The following is a 20250-nucleotide window of genomic DNA, read 5'->3' on the forward strand; positions in this document are numbered from 1 at the left end:
AAGCGCGAACTTTAAATAACCATGCCATGCGCTGCGTACTGACTCAGGATCGAGAGGTTTTCGCAGACTGCGGGCGACATCCTGCCGCCTCCTCACCCATTCGGGAACGGAGCCATGGGGAACGCGGCATCGAAAAGCAGGACATACAATGAATAACAAGCTTCACTCACTGGCCTTACTGGTCAATCTGGGGATTTATGGTGTGGCACTGCCTGCGATGGCAGCCGAAACCGCCGGGCACGAAGATACGATGGTGATCACTGCCGCCGAGCAGAACCTGCAGGCGCCGGGCGTGTCCACCATCACCGCCGATGAGATCCGTAAAAATCCGTCGGCGCGCGACGTGTCCGAGATCATCCGTACCATGCCGGGCGTCAACCTCACCGGTAACTCCACCAGCGGCCAGCGCGGCAACAATCGCCAGATTGATATTCGCGGCATGGGCCCGGAAAACACCCTGATCCTGATCGACGGTAAGCCGGTGACCAGCCGTAACTCGATCCGTCTGGGCTGGCGCGGCGAGCGTGACACCCGCGGCGATACCGGCTGGGTGCCGCCAGAGATGATCGAGCGCATCGAAGTGATCCGCGGCCCGGCTGCGGCGCGTTACGGTAACGGCGCGGCGGGCGGCGTGGTGAACATCATCACCAAAAAGGTCAGCAACGAGTGGCATGGCTCCTGGAACACCTACCTGAATGCCCCTGAGCATAACGAAGAGGGTTCCACCAAACGCACTAACTTCAGCCTCAGCGGTCCGCTGGGCGACGCGTTCAGCTTCCGTCTGTACGGCAACCTGGATAAAACCCAGGCCGACGCCTGGGATATCAACCAGGGTCATGAGTCTGAGCGTACCGGCGCCTATGCCGACACGCTGCCTGCCGGACGCGAAGGCGTTGAGAATAAAGACGTTAACGGCGTGCTGCGCTGGGAATTCGCCCCGATGCAGGCCCTGCAGTTCGAAGCAGGCTACAGCCGTCAGAACAACCTCTATGCCGGTGATACCCAGAACACCAACAACGACAACAGCAGCAACGGGCTGGTGAAGAAAAATTACGGCAAAGAGACCAACCGTATCTATCGCCAGAACTTCGCTCTGACCTGGACCGGCGGCTGGGATAACGGTATCACCACCAACAACTGGGCGCAGTACGAGCACACCCGCAACTCCCGTCTGGGCGAAGGGCTGGCGGGCGGACTGGAGGGGCTGTTTAACAGCGATAAGTTCACCGATACCGATCTTTCCGACGTGATGCTGCACAGCGAGATCAACCTGCCGATCGACTTTATCGTCAACCAGAACCTGACCCTGGGCACCGAGTGGGATCAGCAGCGGATGAAGGATATGTCCTCCAACGGCCAGGCCCTGCAGGGCGGTGCGATCCCGGGGATGACCGACAACCGCAGCCCGTACTCCGATGCGGAAATCTTCTCCCTGTTCGCGGAAAACAACATGGAGCTGACCGACAGCACCATGCTGACCCCGGCACTGCGCTTCGATCATCACTCCATCGTTGGCAACAACTGGAGCCCGTCCCTGAACCTTTCTCAGGGGCTGGGGGATGATTTCACCCTGAAGATGGGTATCGCCCGGGCCTATAAAGCGCCGAGCCTGTACCAGACCAACCCGAACTACCTGCTCTACAGCAAGGGCCAGGGTTGCTATGCGAGCGCCGACGGCGTGGGCTGTTACATGCTGGGTAACGAGGATCTGAAAGCCGAAACCAGCATCAACAAAGAGATCGGCCTGGAGTGGAAACGCGACGGCTGGCTGGCGGGCGTGACCTGGTTCCGCAACGACTACCGCGACAAGATTGAAGCGGGCTACGCGCCGATTGGGCAGACCTCTGCCGGTAAGACGAAAACCGATATTTATCAGTGGGAAAACGTGCCGAAGGCGGTGGTAGAAGGTCTGGAAGGCACCCTGAACGTGCCGGTCAGCGACACCATCAACTGGACCAACAACATCACCTACATGCTGCAAAGCAAGAACAAGGAGACCGGCGATCGTCTGTCGATCATCCCGGAGTACACGCTGAACTCCACCCTGAGCTGGCAGGTACAGCAGGATGTGTCGCTGCAGTCCACCTTCACCTGGTACGGCAAGCAGCAGCCGAAGAAATACAACTACAAAGGTGAGCCGGCGGTCGGGTCTGAGACGGATGAAGTGAGCCCGTACAGCATCGTCGGCCTGAGCGCGACCTGGGACGTGACCAAATACGTGAGCCTGACCGGCGGCGTGGATAACGTCTTCGATAAACGCCAGTGGCGTGCGGGTAATGCCCAGACGACCGGGAATACCACGACGGGGGCGTATATGTATGGTGCAGGGGCGTATACCTATAATGAGCCGGGGCGGACCTGGTTTATGAGTGTGAATACGCGGTTCTGATGAGCGTGAAAAGGCAACTTAGGTTGCCTTTTTCTTTGTTATCGCACCGTGCCCGGTTTATCCCCTCTTCCCTTTGGGGATAGGGTTAGGGTGAGGGGAACATGCGGCTGCTGTGGTGGTTCCGTTCACTTCCAGAGCCGTGCTTCTCTGTTACTTCTGAACCGGTGAACGTGCCAGGGCGGCTCAATCGCCACCGCCCTGGCTACCCGGGCTACCGGCAAGAAAATCGTCGCTTCGCGATACCCTCCGCTTATTCCTACAGGCTTTCGGGTCGGGCGTGATCCTACATCCCTGTAGGTCACGCCCTCTCGGCGCATCCCTGCGCCTCGCCCCGGCCTTCCGGAAACGCTTCGGCGATTTTCAGCCGGACCAGGGTGCCGCTGTAAGCCTCTTATAATCCTGTAATTATTTCATTGCTAAAACATTTCCCCGCGGGTTTCGTAGGCCGGGTAAGGCGAAGCCGCCACCCGGCGTTGTTGCTGTAGTGCGATGTGTTCCCCTCTCCCTCCACGCGGCTCCGTGCATTGCCCGGCGGCGCTCCGCTTGCACGGGCCTACAAAACCCCAAGCCCAAAAGCCAGCGATGAAGAAAGTGAAAAGAATAATAGACTTACAGCGACGCCAGAGTCCGGCTGAAAGTCGCTGAGGCGTTGACCGTAGGCCGGGGCGAGGCGCAGGGATGCGCCGAGAGGGCGTGACCTACAGGGATGTAGGATCACGCCCGACCCGATAGCCGGAGGGAATAAGCCGAGGGCACCGCGAAGCGGCGATTTTCCTGCCGGGAGCCGGGATTGTAAAGGGGGCGGCGATAGCCCCCTTTACACGTTCACGGGTGACGTGGTTTACAGAGAAGCAGCGAACGTATGGTGAACGGAACCACCACAGCATCCGCATGTTCCCCTCACCCTGACCCTCTCCCCAAAGGGGAGAGGGAATAAACCTCGCCCGGCGGCGCTACGCTTGCACGGGCCTACAAAACCGGCCTACAAATCAGTTGATCAACACATCAATTGTCACACGTCCATCCGGCGTTTGCAGCCAGCGCGGCGCACTCAGCGTGTCGGCGTAAAAATTCACCAGCTCATACAACAACCCTTCCATTACGCGCCCCATCTCCGGCGGCAGGATATTACTGATTAAAAGCTGCGTGACAGTCTGGCAATACATACCAAGCTGGTCGCTTTCCGGCTCAAATGCAGGCAGTCGGGAAGGCAGATCGGTAAGGGTGAAATGTTCCACCATGTGCGCCGGGATAGGCTCATTGAGTGTCGGCTGCAACAGCGCGAGACAAGCCGAAAGACGAGCGCACAGCGCCAGCTTCTCGGCGGGTTCTTCGGTTTCCAGCAGGTTTTGAGCAAACCGCTCGCAGTGATTCGCCAGCACGGTGAAATCAGTGTTGTGGGAGAAAGGTACGGTAAATAATGGGTGAGCCTGGGTTGGGGTTGTAGCCATAGTGGCAGCCTCCGATAAAGTTTTTAAACCCACCGTCAGAGGTTCCAATCTCGTGGCGGTGGACTGAGCGAGGTTGGAACTACCGGCTTTATCGGATACCGGCGCATCTTACGATGCCCCCGCCAGCCCACCATTGAAGTGCAGCAGAGCGTACGACATAAGGCCTCTTATGTCATCGATAAAGTCAGTCAGGGTTCCAATCCTGACGCCTGATTTTGCAGGCGCAACAGGAAGATACGGCGATATATTTCAGGCGACAACCCAGAAAAACCATTCCCGGAAGCCGCCTCGCAAAGATTTAAAGCAACAGAAAATATTACATGGAAACAGCCAGGCCCCGCCCGGCGGCGCTACGTTTGCACGGGCCTACAAAACCAGCATCCGTCTGTAGGCCGGGTAAGGCGAAGCCGCCACCCGGCGTTGTTGTTGCGGTGCGATGTGTTCCCCTCACCCTAACCCTCTCCCCAGAGGGGAGAGGGAATAAACCCCGCCCGGCGGCGCTACGCTTGCACGGGCTTACAAAATAATACCCCCCCCCCAAACCATCCGGTTACCCAACCGCCATCTCCCTGAGCTGCGTCTTCAGCTTATGATACTCATCAATCACATACTGCTCCGCAGCCTGCTGGTCGGCGATCGGCTCCACGCGCACGGCGCAATACTTATACTCCGGCGTTTTGGTAATCGGACTCAGGTTCTCCGTCACCAGCTCGTTACAGGCGCCAATCCACCACTGGTAGGTCATATACACCGCACCTTTGTTCGGTCGATCGCTCACCTGCGCGCGGGTGATGACCTTCCCTTTACGCGAGGTGACCCACACCAGCGCCTCATCTTCAATACCCAGACGCTTCGCGTCGGCAGTGTTGATCTGCGCATAGCCCGGCTCGTCGGCCAGCGCTGCCAGCGCGGCACAGTTACCGGTCATCGAGCGGCAGGAGTAGTGCCCCACTTCACGCACGGTCGAGAGCACCAGCGGATACTCTTCCGTTAGCTTGTCGATCGGCGCGACCCAGTCACAGGTATAGAGCTGCCCCAGCCCGTTCGGGGTGGAGAACTCTTTTTCGAACAGGTAATCGGTCCCCTGATCGGCCTCGGACTCGTCACGGCACGGCCACTGGATATAACCCAGCTCGCCCATCTTCTCGTAGGTGGCACCGTAGAAATCCGGACACAGATGACGCAGCTCGTCCCAGATCTCCTGGGTATTGCTGTAGTGCATCGGGTAGCCCATCCGCGTGGCGATTTCGCTGATGATCTGCCAGTCCGTTTTCAGGTCCCACTTCGGCTCGACCGCTTTAAAGAAGCGCTGGAAACCACGGTCGGCGGCGGTGTAGACCCCTTCGTGTTCACCCCAGGAGGTGGACGGCAGGATCACATCGGCGGCGGCAGCGGTCTTGGTCATAAAGATGTCCTGCACGATGACCAGTTCCAGCTCCTCAAACGCCTTACGCACCGCAGAGAGCTCGGCATCCGTCTGGAGCGGATCTTCCCCCATGATGTACGCGGCGCGCACTTCGCCGTGGGCCACCCGGTGAGGCAGCTCGCTGATGCGATACCCGGTATGGGCAGGCAGCGAGTCAACGCCCCAGGCTTTGGCAAACTTGGCCCGGTTTTCCGGTTTATTGATGTACTGATAGCCCGGATAGGTATCCGGCAGCGCACCCATGTCGCACGCGCCCTGCACGTTGTTCTGGCCGCGCACCGGGTTAACCCCTGCGGACGGCTTGCCGAGGTTGCCGGTCAGCAGCGCCAGGCTTGTGAGCGAGCGCACGGTTTCCACCCCCTGATAGAACTGGGTCACGCCCATTCCCCAGAGGATCGCCGCGTTTTCTGCCGCCGCGTACATCCGCGCCGCCTGGCGGATCTCCGCCGCGCTGACCCCGGTGACCGCCTCAACGGACTCCGGCGTATAGCCTTCGACGATCTTGCGATACTCCTCGAAGCCCTCGGTACGTGCCGCCACAAACGCGCGGTCGTACAGCTGTTCTTCAATAATCACGTGCCCCATCGCATTAAGCAGCGCGATGTTGGAGCCGTTTTTCAGGGCCAGATGCATATCCGCAATGCGCGCGGTTTCAATTTTGCGCGGATCGCAGACGATAATCTTCGCCCCGTTGCGTTTGGCTTTGATCACGCGGTTCGCCACGATAGGGTGCGAATCCGCCGGGTTGTAGCCAAAAATAAAGACCATATCGGCATTCTCAATACCGACAATGGAGTTACTCATTGCGCCGTTACCGACCGACTGGTGCAGACCTGCAACCGATGGGCCGTGTCAGACGCGCGCGCAGCAGTCGACGTTATTGGTGCCGACTGCCGCGCGGGCAAATTTTTGCATGATGTAGTTGGTTTCATTCCCGGTGCCGCGCGATGACCCGGTGGTCATGATCGCGTCCGGGCCGTGCTCGGCCTTAATGGCGCTGAGCTTGCCGGCAACGTAGTCCAGCGCTTCGTCCCAGGAGACGGCTTCCAGCTTGCCGCCGCGCTCGCGACGGATCATTGGCGATTTCAGGCGCGGGGTGAGGATTTTGGTGTCGTTGATAAAATCCCAGCCGTAATACCCCTTCAGGCAGAGATCGCCCTGGTTGGTTTTACCCTGTGCTGCCTCAGCCTTGACGACTTTGCCGTTATTGACCACCAGGTTAATTTTGCAACCCGATGCGCAATAGGGGCAAACCGTGACGACTTTCTTCATCGGTGTTACTCCGTTGGTAATATGTCCCCAGCGCTATGCATTAACTATGCCAGCCTGAAATATTAAATTAAGCCATTGAAAAATAGTGGGATAAATGAAGGTGAGAGGTCCGTTCGTCAAAAGTGTCATGACGAACGGACAGGGATGACGTTAGCGGACGACCAGGGCGTCGTAGCCTTTAAAGCGGTAGTTAATCAGGGAGATGAGCCAGCAGGCGACAAACAGCCCGACCACGATAAACCCGGCGTTGCCCAGGTTGTCGTTCAGCGCCGCGACGCCGTTCCACAGGCCGCCCTCCAGACCCAGCTTATCCGCCAGCAGACCCAGCGCTTCCAGCCCGCCGATAAACAGCGCCACCACCACCGAGGTGCCGGTGATGGTCATGTTGTAGTAGAGCTTGCGCTGCGGCTTGTTGAACGCCCAGCCGTATGCGCCCACCATAATCAGGTTGTCGAGGGTGTCGATCATCGCCATGCCGCTGGTGAACAGCAGCGGGAAGACCATAATCGCCCACACCGACATGCCGCTGGAGGCACCCGCCGCGGAGATCCCCAGCACGCCGATCTCGGTGGCGGTATCAAACCCAAGGCCGAACAGGAAGCCCACCAGATACATGTGCCAGCTGCGGGTAACCAGGCGGAACGCCGAGCGGAACAGCCAGTTCATCACCCCGCCCTGCGCAAACGACACCGCATCCGGCACGCTTTCGCCGCGCTTCATTTTGTTAAAGCTGCCCCAGACATCGCGAAGGATAACCAGGTTCACCAGCGCCATCGCCAGCAGGAAGAAAGCCGAGACCGCCGTCCCGATGGTGCCGCCGGTTTCGTGGAACCACTCCATATTGCGGCTGAACGCCGTGGCGGTGGCGGCGATGGCAATGGAGGCCAGCACTACAATCGTCGAGTGCCCCAGCGAGAACCAGGCCCCCACGCCGCAGGGGCGTTTGCCCTGCTGCATCATCTTGCGGGTGACGTTATCAATGGCGGCGATGTGGTCAGCATCCACCGCGTGGCGCAGCCCGTAGCACCAGGCGAGCAGGCTGGCCGCCAGCAGCGACGGCGTGGCGTGAAAGAGGTAAAAGGCCAGCGCCCACGCCAGAATGTTGGTTGCGATCAACGCCAGCATCAGCGCCATGGCTTTGGGATGGTTATTGAAATATTTCATGTACATAGTCAGATCCAGATTCAAGAAAAAATCGCGGCGGCAATCACTGCCTGCCCAAATGCCACTGCCCCGTCACCGGCGGGAAGCCGCCCGGGAAACAGCACGGTAAAATCGCTCAGCCAGAACTGCAGACATTCCCGCAGCAGGCGGTTGTGCAGCACTCCGCCGCTGCACACAATGGTAGAAAGTTCCAGCCGCCGGGCATGTTCGCCCGCAAGCGTCGCCAGCCCTTTAGCCAGCGCGTCGTGAAAGGCCCATGCCCGCTCAGCGTCAGACGCCTGCCAGTTCAGCCACTGCCGCCAGAAGGTGGTCATATCCAGCTCGCCGTCGCGCACCGGCATCGTAACTGGATGGCTCTGCGGCGCGGCGCAGAGAGCCAGCGCCTCCAGCCGACAGGCGGCCTCCCCTTCATAGCTGATTTGTTCCGGGGCGCAATTCAGCGCCGCTGCCACGGCGTCGAACAACCGCCCGGCAGAGGAGACCAGCGGCGCGTTGATCCCGCGTTCAATGGCCCGGGCCAGGGGCTGCCAGGGTTTGTTTTGAAGAAGCGCGGCCTGCGGCAGGGTCGGCCACTCCGACACAAACGCCTGCCACTGGGCCAGCAGGTTGCGCCACGGCTGGCGCGCGGCCAGATCCCCGCCGGGCAGCGCCACCGCAGGCAGTCCGCCCAGCTTTTCGCAGGTGCGGTAGTTCACCCGCAGGCACTCCCCGCCCCACAGCGCGCCGTTCTCGCCCTGGCCGATGCCGTCCAGTACCAGGGCAATCACATCCCCGCCGTCGCGCGGCCAGCCGTGCTCCGCCATGCAGGCTGCGGCGTGGGCGTGGTGATGCAGCACGCGATGCTGCGGACAGGGCATCGCCTCCCCTAACTGCGTGGAGCGATACCCGGGATGGGCGTCGGTCACCACCCGCTCGGGGGTAAACTGCCAGACCCCCTGGATGGCGGTCAGGGCCTGCTGCCACTGAGCTTGCGCGTCGTCGTCATGCAGATCCCCCAGATGCTGGCTCAGCACCGCCTGCCCGCCGCGCACCAGGCAGAAGGTATTTTTGCGATCCGCCCCGAGACAGAGCAGCGACGGCGCATGCTCAAAACCGGGCGGCAGCGGCAGCGCATCCGGCACAAAGCCCCTGGCGCGGCGCAGCATTTCGCCGCTGGCGCGCATCACCGAGTCGTCCATGCGCTGGACGATATCGCGGTTGTGCAGCAGCCAGCCGTCGGCGATCCCGGCCAGATCGCGCAGGGCTTTGTCGTTGGTCAACGCTGGCGGACAGCCGTTGAGGTTGCCGGAGGTCATCACCAGGGGGCGATCGAGATCCTGCATCAGCAGGTGCTGGAGCGGGTTGGCGGCCAGCATCACCCCCACCTCGTTAAGGCCGGGGGCGATGGCCTCGCAAAACAGCGTGTGTTTAGCCACCAGCACCACCGGTGCGGCCGGGGAGCGCAGCAGGGCCTGCACGTCAGCAGGCAGCCACACCGCCAGACGCTCGGGGATCATTACCGCCAGCGGCTTAGTCGGGCGGCGTTTGCGCTCGCGAAGGGTATTCACCGCCGCAGGGTTTTGCGCATCGCAGGCCAGATGAAAACCACCCAGCCCCTTTATCGCCACGATCCCCCCCTGTTTCAGCATTGATACGGCGGCCTGCAGGGCGGACTCCCGCTCCTCTCGCGCCTCGCCGCTCACCCAGCTCATCTGCGGCCCGCAGTCCGGACAGGCCACCGGCTGGGCGTGAAAGCGCCGGTCGGCGGGGTTGCGGTACTCCGCCTCGCAGGCCGGACAGAGCGCAAACGCCGCCATGGTGGTAGCCGGGCGGTCGTAGGGCATCGCCCGGATGATGGTGAAGCGCGGCCCGCAGTGGGTGCAGTTGATAAACGGGTAGCGGTAGCGGCGCTCGCGCGGATCGTTCATTTCGGCCAGACACGCGGGGCAGGTGGCAGCATCCGGCACCACCTGGGTGGTCATCTGGCCGTGGGCGCTGGCACGAATGGTGAAGTCCACCGGGCGCTGCGCCCAGCGCCAGGGCTGCTGGCTGATGTCGTCGATGCGCGCCAGTGGCGGACATCCCTCGGCAAGCTGGCGGATAAAGGCCTGCGCCTCACCGACGAGGCGCACCTCCACCCCTGCCCCGTCGTTGCAGACGTCGCCCTTAAGCCCCAGCTGCTGCGCCACCTGCCAGACCCAGGGGCGGAATCCCACCCCCTGGACTTTGCCGCGAATGCGCACCAGCGTGCCGTTTATACTCATTGATTAACTCTCTACCGCCTCACGCAGGCGTGATTTCATGTCGTGATAGGTGGTCTGGGCGTAATTTTCCGCCCAGGGCTGATCGGCGATGGCGTCGATTTTGACCGCGCAGTATTTGGTTTCCGGCGTTTTCGAAATGGGATCCAGGTTGTCCTGGGTCAGCTCGTTACAGGCCCCAATCCACCACTGATAGGTCATGTAGACCGCGCCCTGATTGATGCGCTCGTTGACGTCCGCCCGGCTGATCACCTTCCCGCGACGGGAGCTGACCCACACCAGCTGGCGATCCTGAATACCCAGATTTGCCGCATCCTGCGGGTTCATCTGCACAAAGCCCGGCTCATCTGCCAGCGCCTGCAGCGCGGCGCAGTTGCCGGTCATGGAGCGACAGGAGTAGTGCCCCACCTCGCGCACGGTGCAGAGCACCAGCGGGTAGTCGGCGTCCGGCATTTCCGCAGGTTTGCGCCACGGGGCGGCAAACAGCTGGCCTTTGCCGTTCGGCGTGTCGAAGCGGTTGCCCTCGTAGAGCCACGGCGTGCCCGGATGGTCGAGCGTCGGGCAAGGCCACTGGACGTGGCCCATGTCTCCCATTTTTTCGTACGTCACGCCGTAGAACAGCGGGCAGAGCTCGCGCATCTCGTCCCAGATCTGCTGGTTGTCGCGGTAGTGCATCGGGTAGCCCATCTCTGTCGCGATCAGGCTGACGATCTCCCAGTCGCGCTTCACGTCGTACTTTGGCTCGACGGCTTTTTCGAAGCGCTGGAAGCCGCGGTCAGCGCAGGTAAAGACCCCGCCGTGTTCGCCCCAGGAGGTGGCGGGGAGCAGCACGTCCGCCGCCTCGGCGGTTTTGGTCATAAAGATGTCCTGCACCACCACAAAGTCGAGGGCCGCAAAGCCTTTGCGCACCAGGCCCAGGTCCGCCTCGGTCTGGAGCGGATCTTCCCCCATGATGTAATAGGCTTTCACCTTCCCTTCCAGCACGAGGTGCGGCACTTCGGTGATGCGCACGCCCACCTGGTCATCCATCCGCTCGGGATCGACGCCCCACGCCCGGGCGAATTTCTCGCGCACCTGCGGGTCGGTCACGTCCTGATAGCCGGGGAACTGGTTGGGAATGACCCCCATGTCGCACGCCCCCTGGACGTTATTCTGGCCGCGCACCGGGCCGACGCCCACGTGTTCGCGCCCGAGGTTGCCGGTGAGCAGCGCCAGGGTCGAGAGCCCTTTCACCACGTCCACCGCCTGACCAAACTGGGTGACGCCCATGCCCCACATCACGGTGGCGGACGGCGCGGCGGCATAAATGCGCATCGCATCGCGGATTTGCCGGGCACTGACGCCGGTGATGCTTTCGACATTTTCCGGAGCGTAGTCGCGCACCGTTTCACGCAGCGTTTCCAGCCCGTCGGTGTAGCGCGCCACGTAGTCGCTGTTGTAGAGGTTCTCCTCCAGCAGCGTATAGATGAAGGCGTTGACCAGCGCCATGTTGCAGCCGTTGTTGATCTGCAGATGGCGGTCGGCGATGCGCGCCGTCTCGATTTTGCGCGGATCGCAGACGATCACCTTCGCGCCGTTCTGTTTGGCTTTGATCACCCGGCGGGCGACGATGGGGTGCGAGTCGGCGCAGTTGTAGCCGAAGATCAGCAGGCATTTTGAGTGTTCGATATCGCTGATGGAGTTGCTCATCGCCCCGTTGCCGAGCGTCTCCTGCAGCCCGGCAACACTCGGCCCGTGGCACACCCGGGCGCAGCAGTCGACGTTGTTGGTGTTGAGCACCCCGCGGGCAAACTTCTGCATCACGTAGTTGGTTTCGTTCCCCGTTCCGCGCGACGAGCCGGTGGTCATGATGGCGCGCGGGCCATACTTCGCCTTGATCTCCCCCAGACGCCGGGCGGTGTAGCGAATGGCCTCCTCCCAGGAGACCGGCTCAAACTTGCCGCCCTTCTGGTAGCGGATCATCGGCTGCGTCAGACGCGGCGTCAGGATGCGGGTGTCGTTGAGAAAGTCCCAGCCGTAATAGCCCTTCAGGCACAGCTGATTCTGGTTAGTGACGCCCTCTGCCGCTTCGGCACGGACGATTTTATTGTTCTCAACGACGAGTTTTAATTTGCAGCCCGCACCGCAGTAAGGGCAAACGCTGGTGATTTTTTTCATCAGTAACAGACCTGCTAAAAGTGAAAAGAAAGCAATGCTTACAGCATCATGGAAGAGACATTGTCCAGAGCCGCCCGACGGCGTTTCTCCAGGCTCAGCTGCTCAAGTTTTTTTCTGTCGATGCAGACAATGGCGTTGGTCGGACAGGCCTGAACGCACGCCGGGCCGTCCGGCTGGTGATGGCAGAGATCGCATTTGTTGGCTTCGGCTTTTTCCGACATCACGTTCAGCCCGCTGCCGATACTGCGGACAACCGGACGCAGCACCACTTCCATCGCGCCGTAAGGACAGGCGACCACGCAGGTTTTGCAGCCGATGCAGCGCTCCTGGTGGACGTGCACAAAATCGTTATCGCGGGTGATCGCCCCGTTCGGGCAGACGGTGGCACAGGGGGCGTCTTCACACTGGCGGCACATGGTGGCGGTGGAGACGTTGACGCCTTTGATGACGTGAATGCGCGGCAGGAAGTTCTGCGGGGTCAGCGACGCACAGTCCTGGGTGTCGTGGTGGGAAACAACGCAGGCCACCTCACAGGTACGACAGCCGATGCATTTGCTGGCATCGGCAATGATAAAGCGATTCATCCTTTAACTCCGGCAATGATTATAAGCGCGGAAAGGTATGCATAAATCGCGCCATATTTTAATATATTGAATTTACAGGGTTTTCGTTTGATGGGGAGGTGTCGTCGTCAGAAGTGACGATGACAGGAGTGACGTTGGGGTAGTGAATGACCATCCTGTGATAATACAACGCTATTCACTCACTTATTTTCGCGAATAAATAAGCACGCTTACGATTATTATAATTACCCTGGATATACGTTCGTATCGCCATAACAGCGAAGCGGTGATAGTAACGTATTATTTATCAGAACTGTCTTTAAACTTTCATCTTATTGTTTTTAACGCAGCCAAATTAATAATCAATTATTATCGGGGTTTCCTCAAATATCTTCCTGGAAAAGTTCACATCTGTTATTGGATCGCTGGATAGTTATTGAAGGCTGTTGCTTTTTGACTTTATTAATTTAGCCAGGGACGCGTCGCGATATTACAAGAGAAGCTAAGTGCATCTGTTATATAGCAAATCCAGGCATGTAATGCGGGCTGCGCATTTCCATGCCTTGTCATAATCATTATTGAGAGTAATGAACATGAACAATGTCAAAAAGCATGACCTTAAATATCTCCTCCAGCAGAACGCGATAACACAAGCGTATTTCGACGGCGCCAACGCCAATATACTCCGTCAGGTGCCAATCAGTACGAGCCCCCCGGATGTTGGATTCAGTAATCTGGTCACACGACAGGACAAGCCTGATACGACAGATCACAGCTTCCAGCGCCTGTTTGCTCCCTCCTATAAAGCGGAATACACCGGGACAGCGTCGCCGCCGTCAAAGATTATCCCTGACCAGACCGCCACCCTCTTATCCACGGTTGAAGTGAAAAAAGCGGCCGACCCCGTCATCCTGGCGAGCCAGAAATCATCGGGGGATGACGATGATGCAGGGGGCGGCGGCGAAGACGATGTAGCCGGCGACGGTGCCTTCCCGCTCACTGCCAGCGATGTCGCCAGCCTGAAGGAGCTCGTCAACGGGCGTGAAGGCGGTGAAGACAACGATGCTCTCGGGATCCGCGATCTCGAAGGCACCGGCAATAACCGTACTCACCTTGACTATGGTTCAGCCGATCAGCCGTTTATACGACTCACCGACGCGCACTACGGCGCTTACAACGAGACGACGCACAACCGCGACATCAACCCCCTGTTCGCCGGGCTGGATCCGCGTGCCATCAGCGATGCCCTTGGCACCCAGGAAGCAGAGCTTTCCGGCAACGCCGCCAACGTGAACAGCCTGTTCACAGCCTTCGGTCAGTACTTCGATCACGGTCTCGATTTCCTCGCCAAGGGCGGGAACGGAACCATCCAGATTGGCGCGCCGGGCTCGGTGCCCAATCCTGCGGACCTGACGCGTGGCACCGTTGACAGCATTGATGCCAACGGCATCCCGCAGCATCTCAATAAGACCTCGCCATTCGCTGACCAGAACCAGACTTACGGCTCGAACGAGCTCGTCGGCCAGTTCCTGCGCGAAGGCGACGGGCTGGGCGGGTTTACGGGCAAGCTGCTGGAGGGCGGACTTGACCCTTCCAATCCGAACTTTAAGCTGCTGCCTACGCTGAGAGAACTGATCCTGCATCACTGGAACAACAACACGCTGTTCTCCGACACCTCGCTGGCGGGGGATCACAACGCCACCTTCCGGGAGTACTACGCCGGACTGGTCGACAGCAATGGCACGATCAACCAGTCGATGCTCCCTGCCATGACGGCTAATTTCATGGGAAGCGGCTTTGCGCTGCTGCTCGACACCAACCCCTTTATCAACCTGCTCGACCACTACGTGGCGGGTGACGGACGGGCGAACGAGAACATCGCCCTCACTGCGGTGCACAACATCTGGGCGCGGAACCACAACTTCCACGTCAACGGACTGCTCGACGCCGGATTTGTGGGAACCGCGGAAGAGCTGTTCCAGGCGGCCAAGATCATCAACGAGGCGGAATATCAGCGCGTTATTTACACCGACTTTGCCGACAAGCTGCTGGGCGGCATGAGAGGCGAAGGCGATCACGGCTTCGTCGAGTACAACCCGGAAACGGATGCCCGCGTCTCGCACGAGTTCGCGGTGGCCGCTTACCGGTTCGGTCATTCGCTGATCGGCCAGACGCTGACGGTGCTCGACGCGCAGGGCAATGCCACGGAGGTGCCGCTGTTCGACGCGTTCCTCAACCCGACCAACGACACCAGCGCGTTCAAATTCCCTGCATCGCAACTGCCCTACTCTCCAAAACCAGGCTATGAGCAACTGGGTGCCGCCGGGATCATCGCCGGAGGTGTTGTCCAGGCGGCGGAGGAGGTCGACGTCAATATCGTCGACGCTGTGCGAAACGACCTGGTGCGCATGAGTGCTGACGTGTTCGCCTTCGACGTCGCCCGCGAGTGGGACGTTGGTCTGGGTTCGATGAACCAGATCCGCGCCGACCTGCTGGCCTCCCGCGATCCCTACGTGAAGGAGGCGGTCAGCTTTGCTGGCGATCTCACGCCATACAGTTCATGGGAGGACTTCCAGGCCCGGAACAACCTCAGCGACACCGTCATTGCGCAGTTCAAACAGGCCTATCCGGACCTCGTGCTGGAGGATTCACAGATTGCCGGCTTCCTGGCGGCCAACCCTGGCTATCAGTTTGTTAACGGCAACACCGTCAAGGGCATCGACAGGGTGGATCTGTTCGTGGGCGGGCTCGCCGAGAAGCACATCAACGGCGGCGTGGTGGGCCAGACCTTCTGGGTCATCATCCACGAGCAACTTGACCGCATTCAGGAAGGTGACCGGCTCTACTATATCGACCGCGTGGAGCATCTGGACTTCTACGACGTCCTCGAGGAGCAGGGCTTTGCCGCCATCGTGGCACGCAACACCGGCCTGACCAATCTTCCCGAGGACATCTTCGGGACCAGCCAGCTCGGTAAACCGCCGGTTGTTGCCAACAACAACCTCGTCCTCAACGGCGGGAACGGCAATGACATCCTCAATGGCGGGATCGGTCACGACGTGCTGAACGGTGGGGCCGGTAACGACACGCTGAACGGGGGAGCCGGTAACGATAGCCTCAACGGCGGCAGCGGTAATGACACCCTTGATGGAGGTGACGGTGCCGACATCCTTCAGGGCGGGACCGGTAACGATAAGCTAACAGGCGGAGCGGGCAACGACAGGCTCGAGGGTGGCGCAGGGGCCGATACCATGGCAGGCGGTGCCGGAGACGATATTTATCTGGTCGATAACGCGAAGGATGTCGTTAAGGAAGATCTCAATAGCGGGACCAATGATGTTGTCCAGACCACCCTCAACAATTACACGCTCACCACCAGCGTTGAAACCCTGGTGTTCACCGGGACAGGCGCTTTCACCGGCAGAGGGAATGCCACTGCCAACACCATCACCGGTGGCAGCGGCAATGACTCGCTGTATGGGATGGGAGGAAACGACCAGCTGAACGGCGGCGCGGGAAATGATTCCCTCGATGGGGGTGACGGCGCCGATAACCTTCAGGGCGGAGCCGGTAACGATAAGCTGACAGGCGGAGCGGGTAACGACAGGCTCGAGGGCGGCCAGGGTGATGATATCCTGAACGGAGGTGCCGGAAATGACACCTTCGTTTTTAGCGCAGGCTTCGGGCGAGACCGTATTACCGGCGGCTTCGACAGCAATCCCAGCGGCGGACAGGACTATCTCGATCTGAGTGCGTTGGGCATTAGCGCGGCGAATTTTGCCAGCAGCGTCAGTATTGCCGGGGGAGCGGGTAACAGCACCCTGATTACCCTCGGCAACCCTGCTAATGGCAATATCATTACGCTGGAGAACGTAAAGGCTAACACCGTCGATATGCATGATTTTGTGCTGATCGGATAAGGGGAAGGCTAAGGCGCGCCAGCACAGGCCAACAGAACTGCATTTTTTAGTTTTGTTATTAGGCTTGTGCTGGTGCCTGCACAATAATCTCTAATGTAGGGACCATCTATCTGGGGTCTTATACCCTCAACAGCAAAGATAATTGCTACGATATGTCCGATCGCTATGAACTTGACTCAAATGTTTTTCAGGCTAAAGGGAACATAGTGGTAAGTAAGGTAAAACCGGATGTCCTGTACTCTGTGTCGCAACTCGAAAGTTCCGGACGATTTATTCAAAGCACTCACTCCTCAATCATTCCCGAAGCTGGAAAGTATTACTATATCGTCTCAGGAAACAAGGCTGTTCAGGTCCCTGCAGACTTTGTTCCTGACGCGGCCGTAAACTCCGATGAAGTCGTCAATAAATATGGCAACAACCAGGTCAAATACTGGAATGTTAAAAAAATCTGCAGTCGCCCGTTCTGGAAGATTGGCTGATTTAACAACCATTCCTGATCTGTACTTATGATGATGACATTTCTGGCGCGTTCGCTGTGGCAGCCGAAGGCGCAGCAAGCATCGTAGGCCGGGCAAGCGAAGCGCCCCCGGCATGGCCTTTCTGGAAGGCGCATCACTCGTCACCCTTCACAATTAATAAGATGATTTATTTTGCAACATTAACGCAACATTTCCTCAATATACTCCGCGCCTTGTTAACATTTAATTGCAAGGAGTATTGCTTTGAAATCGTCCGCACGTCCTCTGGCTGTCCTGATTTGCCTGCTCTGCACTACCGCTCAGGCTGAAACTGTCCTCACCACGCCCCGTCTCGCCGGGATCGATAATTTCCGTGATGTCGCCGGAATCGATACGGCCTACACCACCACCTATAACGGTGAGATGCGCTCCGGCGTGTTCTATCGCTCCAATGCTCTGACGCCGCAGGGCGACGATCTTGCCACGCTCAACAGCCTGGCGATTTCCACGGTGATTGATGTGCGATCTCCGACGGAAGTGGCCGCGCAGGCCGATACGCTGCCTGATGGCAGTCGATATGTGAACATCGATCTCATCGGGAATAACGGCACGTTCGTGATTGATCTCAGTAAGATGACCGTCGGCGATGTGGACGCGATGATGGAAGACGGAGAGCGTAACTTTGTCACCAGCGATTATGCCCGTCAGGGACTCGGCGAAGTCTTTCGGGAGCTGGCTAACGCGGATGAGGCTGCGCTCTATCATTGCACGGCTGGCAAGGATCGCACGGGGTGGATTAGTGCGGTGTTGCAATCAATAGCCGGCGTCAGTCAGGACGATATTATGGCGAACTATCTCGCCACCAACGACTACACAGCAGCACGCCTTAATGCCACCGTCGCCATGCTCCCGGCCTCGATGAAAGAGACGTACGGCGCACTGATGGGTGTGCGGGCAAACTGGTTACAGGCAGGCCTGGATCAGGTCGTCGCCAGCTATGGTTCAATGGACAGTTATCTCAAAGACGGGCTGGGCCTCGACCAGGCCACAATTTATGTGCTCAGAGGCAAGATGGTGCGCTATTTGACGCTGCCCGGTCAGGAAAATCTGTCTGGTAATGCGGGGGCTGGGGCCAGCGTGCTAAATGCTCTGCAGGATTCGGCACTCTCCGGACACTACACCGCGTACAACTATTATCTCCAGAATGCCATCGTTCAGAGATCCTTAGGCGGCGTGGAAAAACAAATTGGCGGCCAGGTTCATGCTGATGCCGAAAGCTATCTGCTGCGTCAGCCATCGCGACAGTACGACGCCATTGCCCCACAGATTACGGGCCGTAACCTTCAAACTGAGCAGTCTCAGGTCTGGCTGCAAGGGCTGACAAATTACCTTGGAACAGACAGCCACGACGGCGCAAGTTCCAGTAATGAGCATACCAACGGAGCGCTTGTTGGCGTCACGCACCGCTTTAATGACTCCGCAACCGCTAACGGTGCCATCGGTTACAGCCATGGCTCTGTTTCAGCGGCAGGAGGGGAGGTGAAAACGCATACCACCTCGGCAACGCTCGGTGCTCGCTATGGTTTCCGTTCACTCAATAGCGGTCCGTGGGCGGGTATACAAGGGAGTGCGGGATACATCGATTATGAGAGCGAGCGACATCTGGGGGGTGGCTTAGGGACGGCTCAAGGGGACAGCAGTGGTCAGTACTACAGCGGCCGGGCCTCAGTAGGTTGGCTCACAACGGCATCCTCACTGACGCTCGATCCCGCGCTGGGAGTGCAGGTCACTCACCTCTCGATTGATGGATTTCAGGAGAAAGGCAGTGAACTGGCGCTGGATATGGCAGGCGTTAATGAAACACAAACCAGCGCAACCGCCGATCTGGGCATAGCCCTGTTATCGCAACAGGTGGGAAGCTGGGCGCTAACGCCGGGCATCAATGTGGGCTATGAACGTTTGCTGAATGACGATAACGCGAGCAGTCACGGGACGCTTTATGAAATAGGTGTTGATCAAACCTCTTCGTTCGGCAGCAAAAATCTGTACAAAGCGGGTCTGCGTCTTAACGGGGAATACCGTAACATCACGGTCGCGACGCGCGTGGATTATCTCTCAGCAGATACTCACAGCGACGGTGTTACAGGTCAATTAGACGTCGCAATAGCATTTTAATCATTCACGGATTCGGCTTTCCGGTTGCGAAGATGAAAACGCAGCCGGAAGACTTTAAGGCTGCCTCTCGCACATTGCCGGTAGCATCCCAGGCCGGGCAAGCGAAGCGCCCCCGGCATGGCCTTTCTGGAAGGCGCCTCGCAAACCTCAAAGTAACCCTATGTAATTCAGGGTTAACGCTTTTATTCCCGTTATCAGGCTCGTAAAGTGACTGCGTTGCGGCACATCCGCAACCGGGCGTAGGAACCCGCATTCTACAGAGCGATATTTATATGTCGTGACAGTGCATATCCCGTAAAATCACGGTGGCACTGGCGGAGCAGTCGCGAGACTGGCCGTTTTCCTCTGTAGGCGGCATTCCTACCTCCGTCAGTGCTACCTCCTTTGAGCGTAGGAACTCTTAGGGTGGTTAATTCATTTAATACAGAGAGGATGCCTAATATGGCGACAACCCAAACTTTTACTTACCGTCACTCTGACGAAAGCGTTATTGATCACCTCATCCCCCTGCCCCTTACCGCTGAATCGGATATCTTTGAGGTCGCCGATCACTGCGCTGCGCTGGCGAGCATACTGATTGAAAGTGACGACAGTTCTTCCCGCACTGCGCTCTGCGAACGTCTGCTGCATGCCCTGCGCCAGTTGCGTGAACTTTGCGATGCGGATCTCCCGCCACACATTCTCGCGCACTTGATCCAGGGGGAAACACTCACCTCCTGTATGCCGGACTGCTGGCAGGATACCGCTCCCCAGGTGGATTATGCGCTGGCTTTGGTGCATGCCATTTTGGGTGGAACGTTGCCTGCTAGTGTTGAGAAAGAACTGGCGGGGTTGCTGCATGATCTGGTCTGGTTGTTGGATGAGTTTGTGAAGGAGCCTTATATTAGTGTGCATTGAATTTGACTGGAATTCGGTGAACGCGATCTGATTTGAGGTTGTGAAAAGGGGCTGTGGCAGGCCCCTTAATGCGTTTGAGTGTCCGTTAAGAGCGATGAGCGGACCTAAAACTGTGACGTAATGAACAATGATGAATAT

The 20250-nt window shown here is 58.8% G+C and carries 11 protein-coding genes; 5 read left to right on the plus strand and 6 right to left on the minus strand.

Going from position 1 to position 20250, the window contains the following annotated elements:
• Window positions 1-148: 148 nt before the first annotated feature.
• Window positions 149-2389 carry a TonB-dependent siderophore receptor gene (locus FFB58_RS08730; protein ID WP_039031414.1) on the plus strand — a complete coding sequence of 747 codons (2241 nt, stop codon included), beginning with the start codon at window positions 149-151 and terminating at the stop codon, window positions 2387-2389.
• 989 nt (window positions 2390-3378) lie between these two features.
• On the opposite strand, the gene FFB58_RS08740 is transcribed toward FFB58_RS08730, so the two are convergent.
• The 6 genes from FFB58_RS08740 to hydN all read right to left on the minus strand — a co-directional run bounded on the left by FFB58_RS08740 (window position 3379) and on the right by hydN (window position 12683).
• Window positions 3379-3840 carry a hypothetical protein gene (locus FFB58_RS08740; RefSeq protein ID WP_138369629.1) on the minus strand — a complete coding sequence of 154 codons (462 nt, stop codon included), beginning with the start codon at window positions 3838-3840 and terminating at the stop codon, window positions 3379-3381.
• Window positions 3841-4390: 550 nt separating this feature from the next.
• Entirely contained in the window at window positions 4391-6538 is a 2148-nt protein-coding gene (gene fdhF, locus FFB58_RS08745) for a formate dehydrogenase subunit alpha (protein ID WP_138369630.1), read from the minus strand.
• A gap of 150 nt (window positions 6539-6688) precedes the next feature.
• Window positions 6689-7708 carry a HoxN/HupN/NixA family nickel/cobalt transporter gene (locus FFB58_RS08750; protein ID WP_039031418.1) on the minus strand — a complete coding sequence of 340 codons (1020 nt, stop codon included), beginning with the start codon at window positions 7706-7708 and terminating at the stop codon, window positions 6689-6691.
• 14 nt (window positions 7709-7722) lie between these two features.
• On the minus strand, window positions 7723-9945 hold the full coding sequence (gene hypF / locus FFB58_RS08755) for a carbamoyltransferase HypF (RefSeq protein WP_138369631.1): 2223 nt from the start codon (window positions 9943-9945) through the stop codon (window positions 7723-7725).
• Between the two features lie 3 nt (window positions 9946-9948).
• The gene (gene fdhF, locus FFB58_RS08760) at window positions 9949-12099 is read right to left on the minus strand and encodes a formate dehydrogenase subunit alpha (protein ID WP_138369632.1); all 2151 of its coding nucleotides are present in this window, start codon (window positions 12097-12099) and stop codon (window positions 9949-9951) included.
• 38 nt (window positions 12100-12137) lie between these two features.
• Window positions 12138-12683 carry an electron transport protein HydN gene (gene hydN / locus FFB58_RS08765; RefSeq protein ID WP_039031421.1) on the minus strand — a complete coding sequence of 182 codons (546 nt, stop codon included), beginning with the start codon at window positions 12681-12683 and terminating at the stop codon, window positions 12138-12140.
• A gap of 572 nt (window positions 12684-13255) precedes the next feature.
• Between hydN and FFB58_RS22870 the strand changes: the two genes are divergently transcribed.
• The 4 genes from FFB58_RS22870 (at window position 13256) to FFB58_RS08800 (ending at window position 20112) form a co-directional block, all read left to right on the plus strand.
• On the plus strand, window positions 13256-16582 hold the full coding sequence (locus FFB58_RS22870; protein ID WP_171029942.1) for a peroxidase family protein: 3327 nt from the start codon (window positions 13256-13258) through the stop codon (window positions 16580-16582).
• Between the two features lie 152 nt (window positions 16583-16734).
• Window positions 16735-17061 (plus strand): hypothetical protein, encoded by a 327-nt coding sequence (locus FFB58_RS08785; RefSeq protein ID WP_205735738.1) that lies wholly within the window; start codon window positions 16735-16737, stop codon window positions 17059-17061.
• Between the two features lie 243 nt (window positions 17062-17304).
• The gene (locus FFB58_RS08790) at window positions 17305-19215 is read left to right on the plus strand and encodes a tyrosine-protein phosphatase (RefSeq protein WP_138369633.1); all 1911 of its coding nucleotides are present in this window, start codon (window positions 17305-17307) and stop codon (window positions 19213-19215) included.
• A 441-nt stretch (window positions 19216-19656) separates the two neighbouring features.
• Window positions 19657-20112, plus strand: coding sequence for a hypothetical protein (locus FFB58_RS08800; protein ID WP_138369634.1), 456 nt, complete (start codon window positions 19657-19659; stop codon window positions 20110-20112).
• Window positions 20113-20250 lie beyond the last annotated feature (138 nt).

The organism is Enterobacter sp. MF024 (genome assembly GCF_005843915.1).
Taxonomy (GTDB): domain Bacteria; phylum Pseudomonadota; class Gammaproteobacteria; order Enterobacterales; family Enterobacteriaceae; genus Enterobacter; species Enterobacter barmai.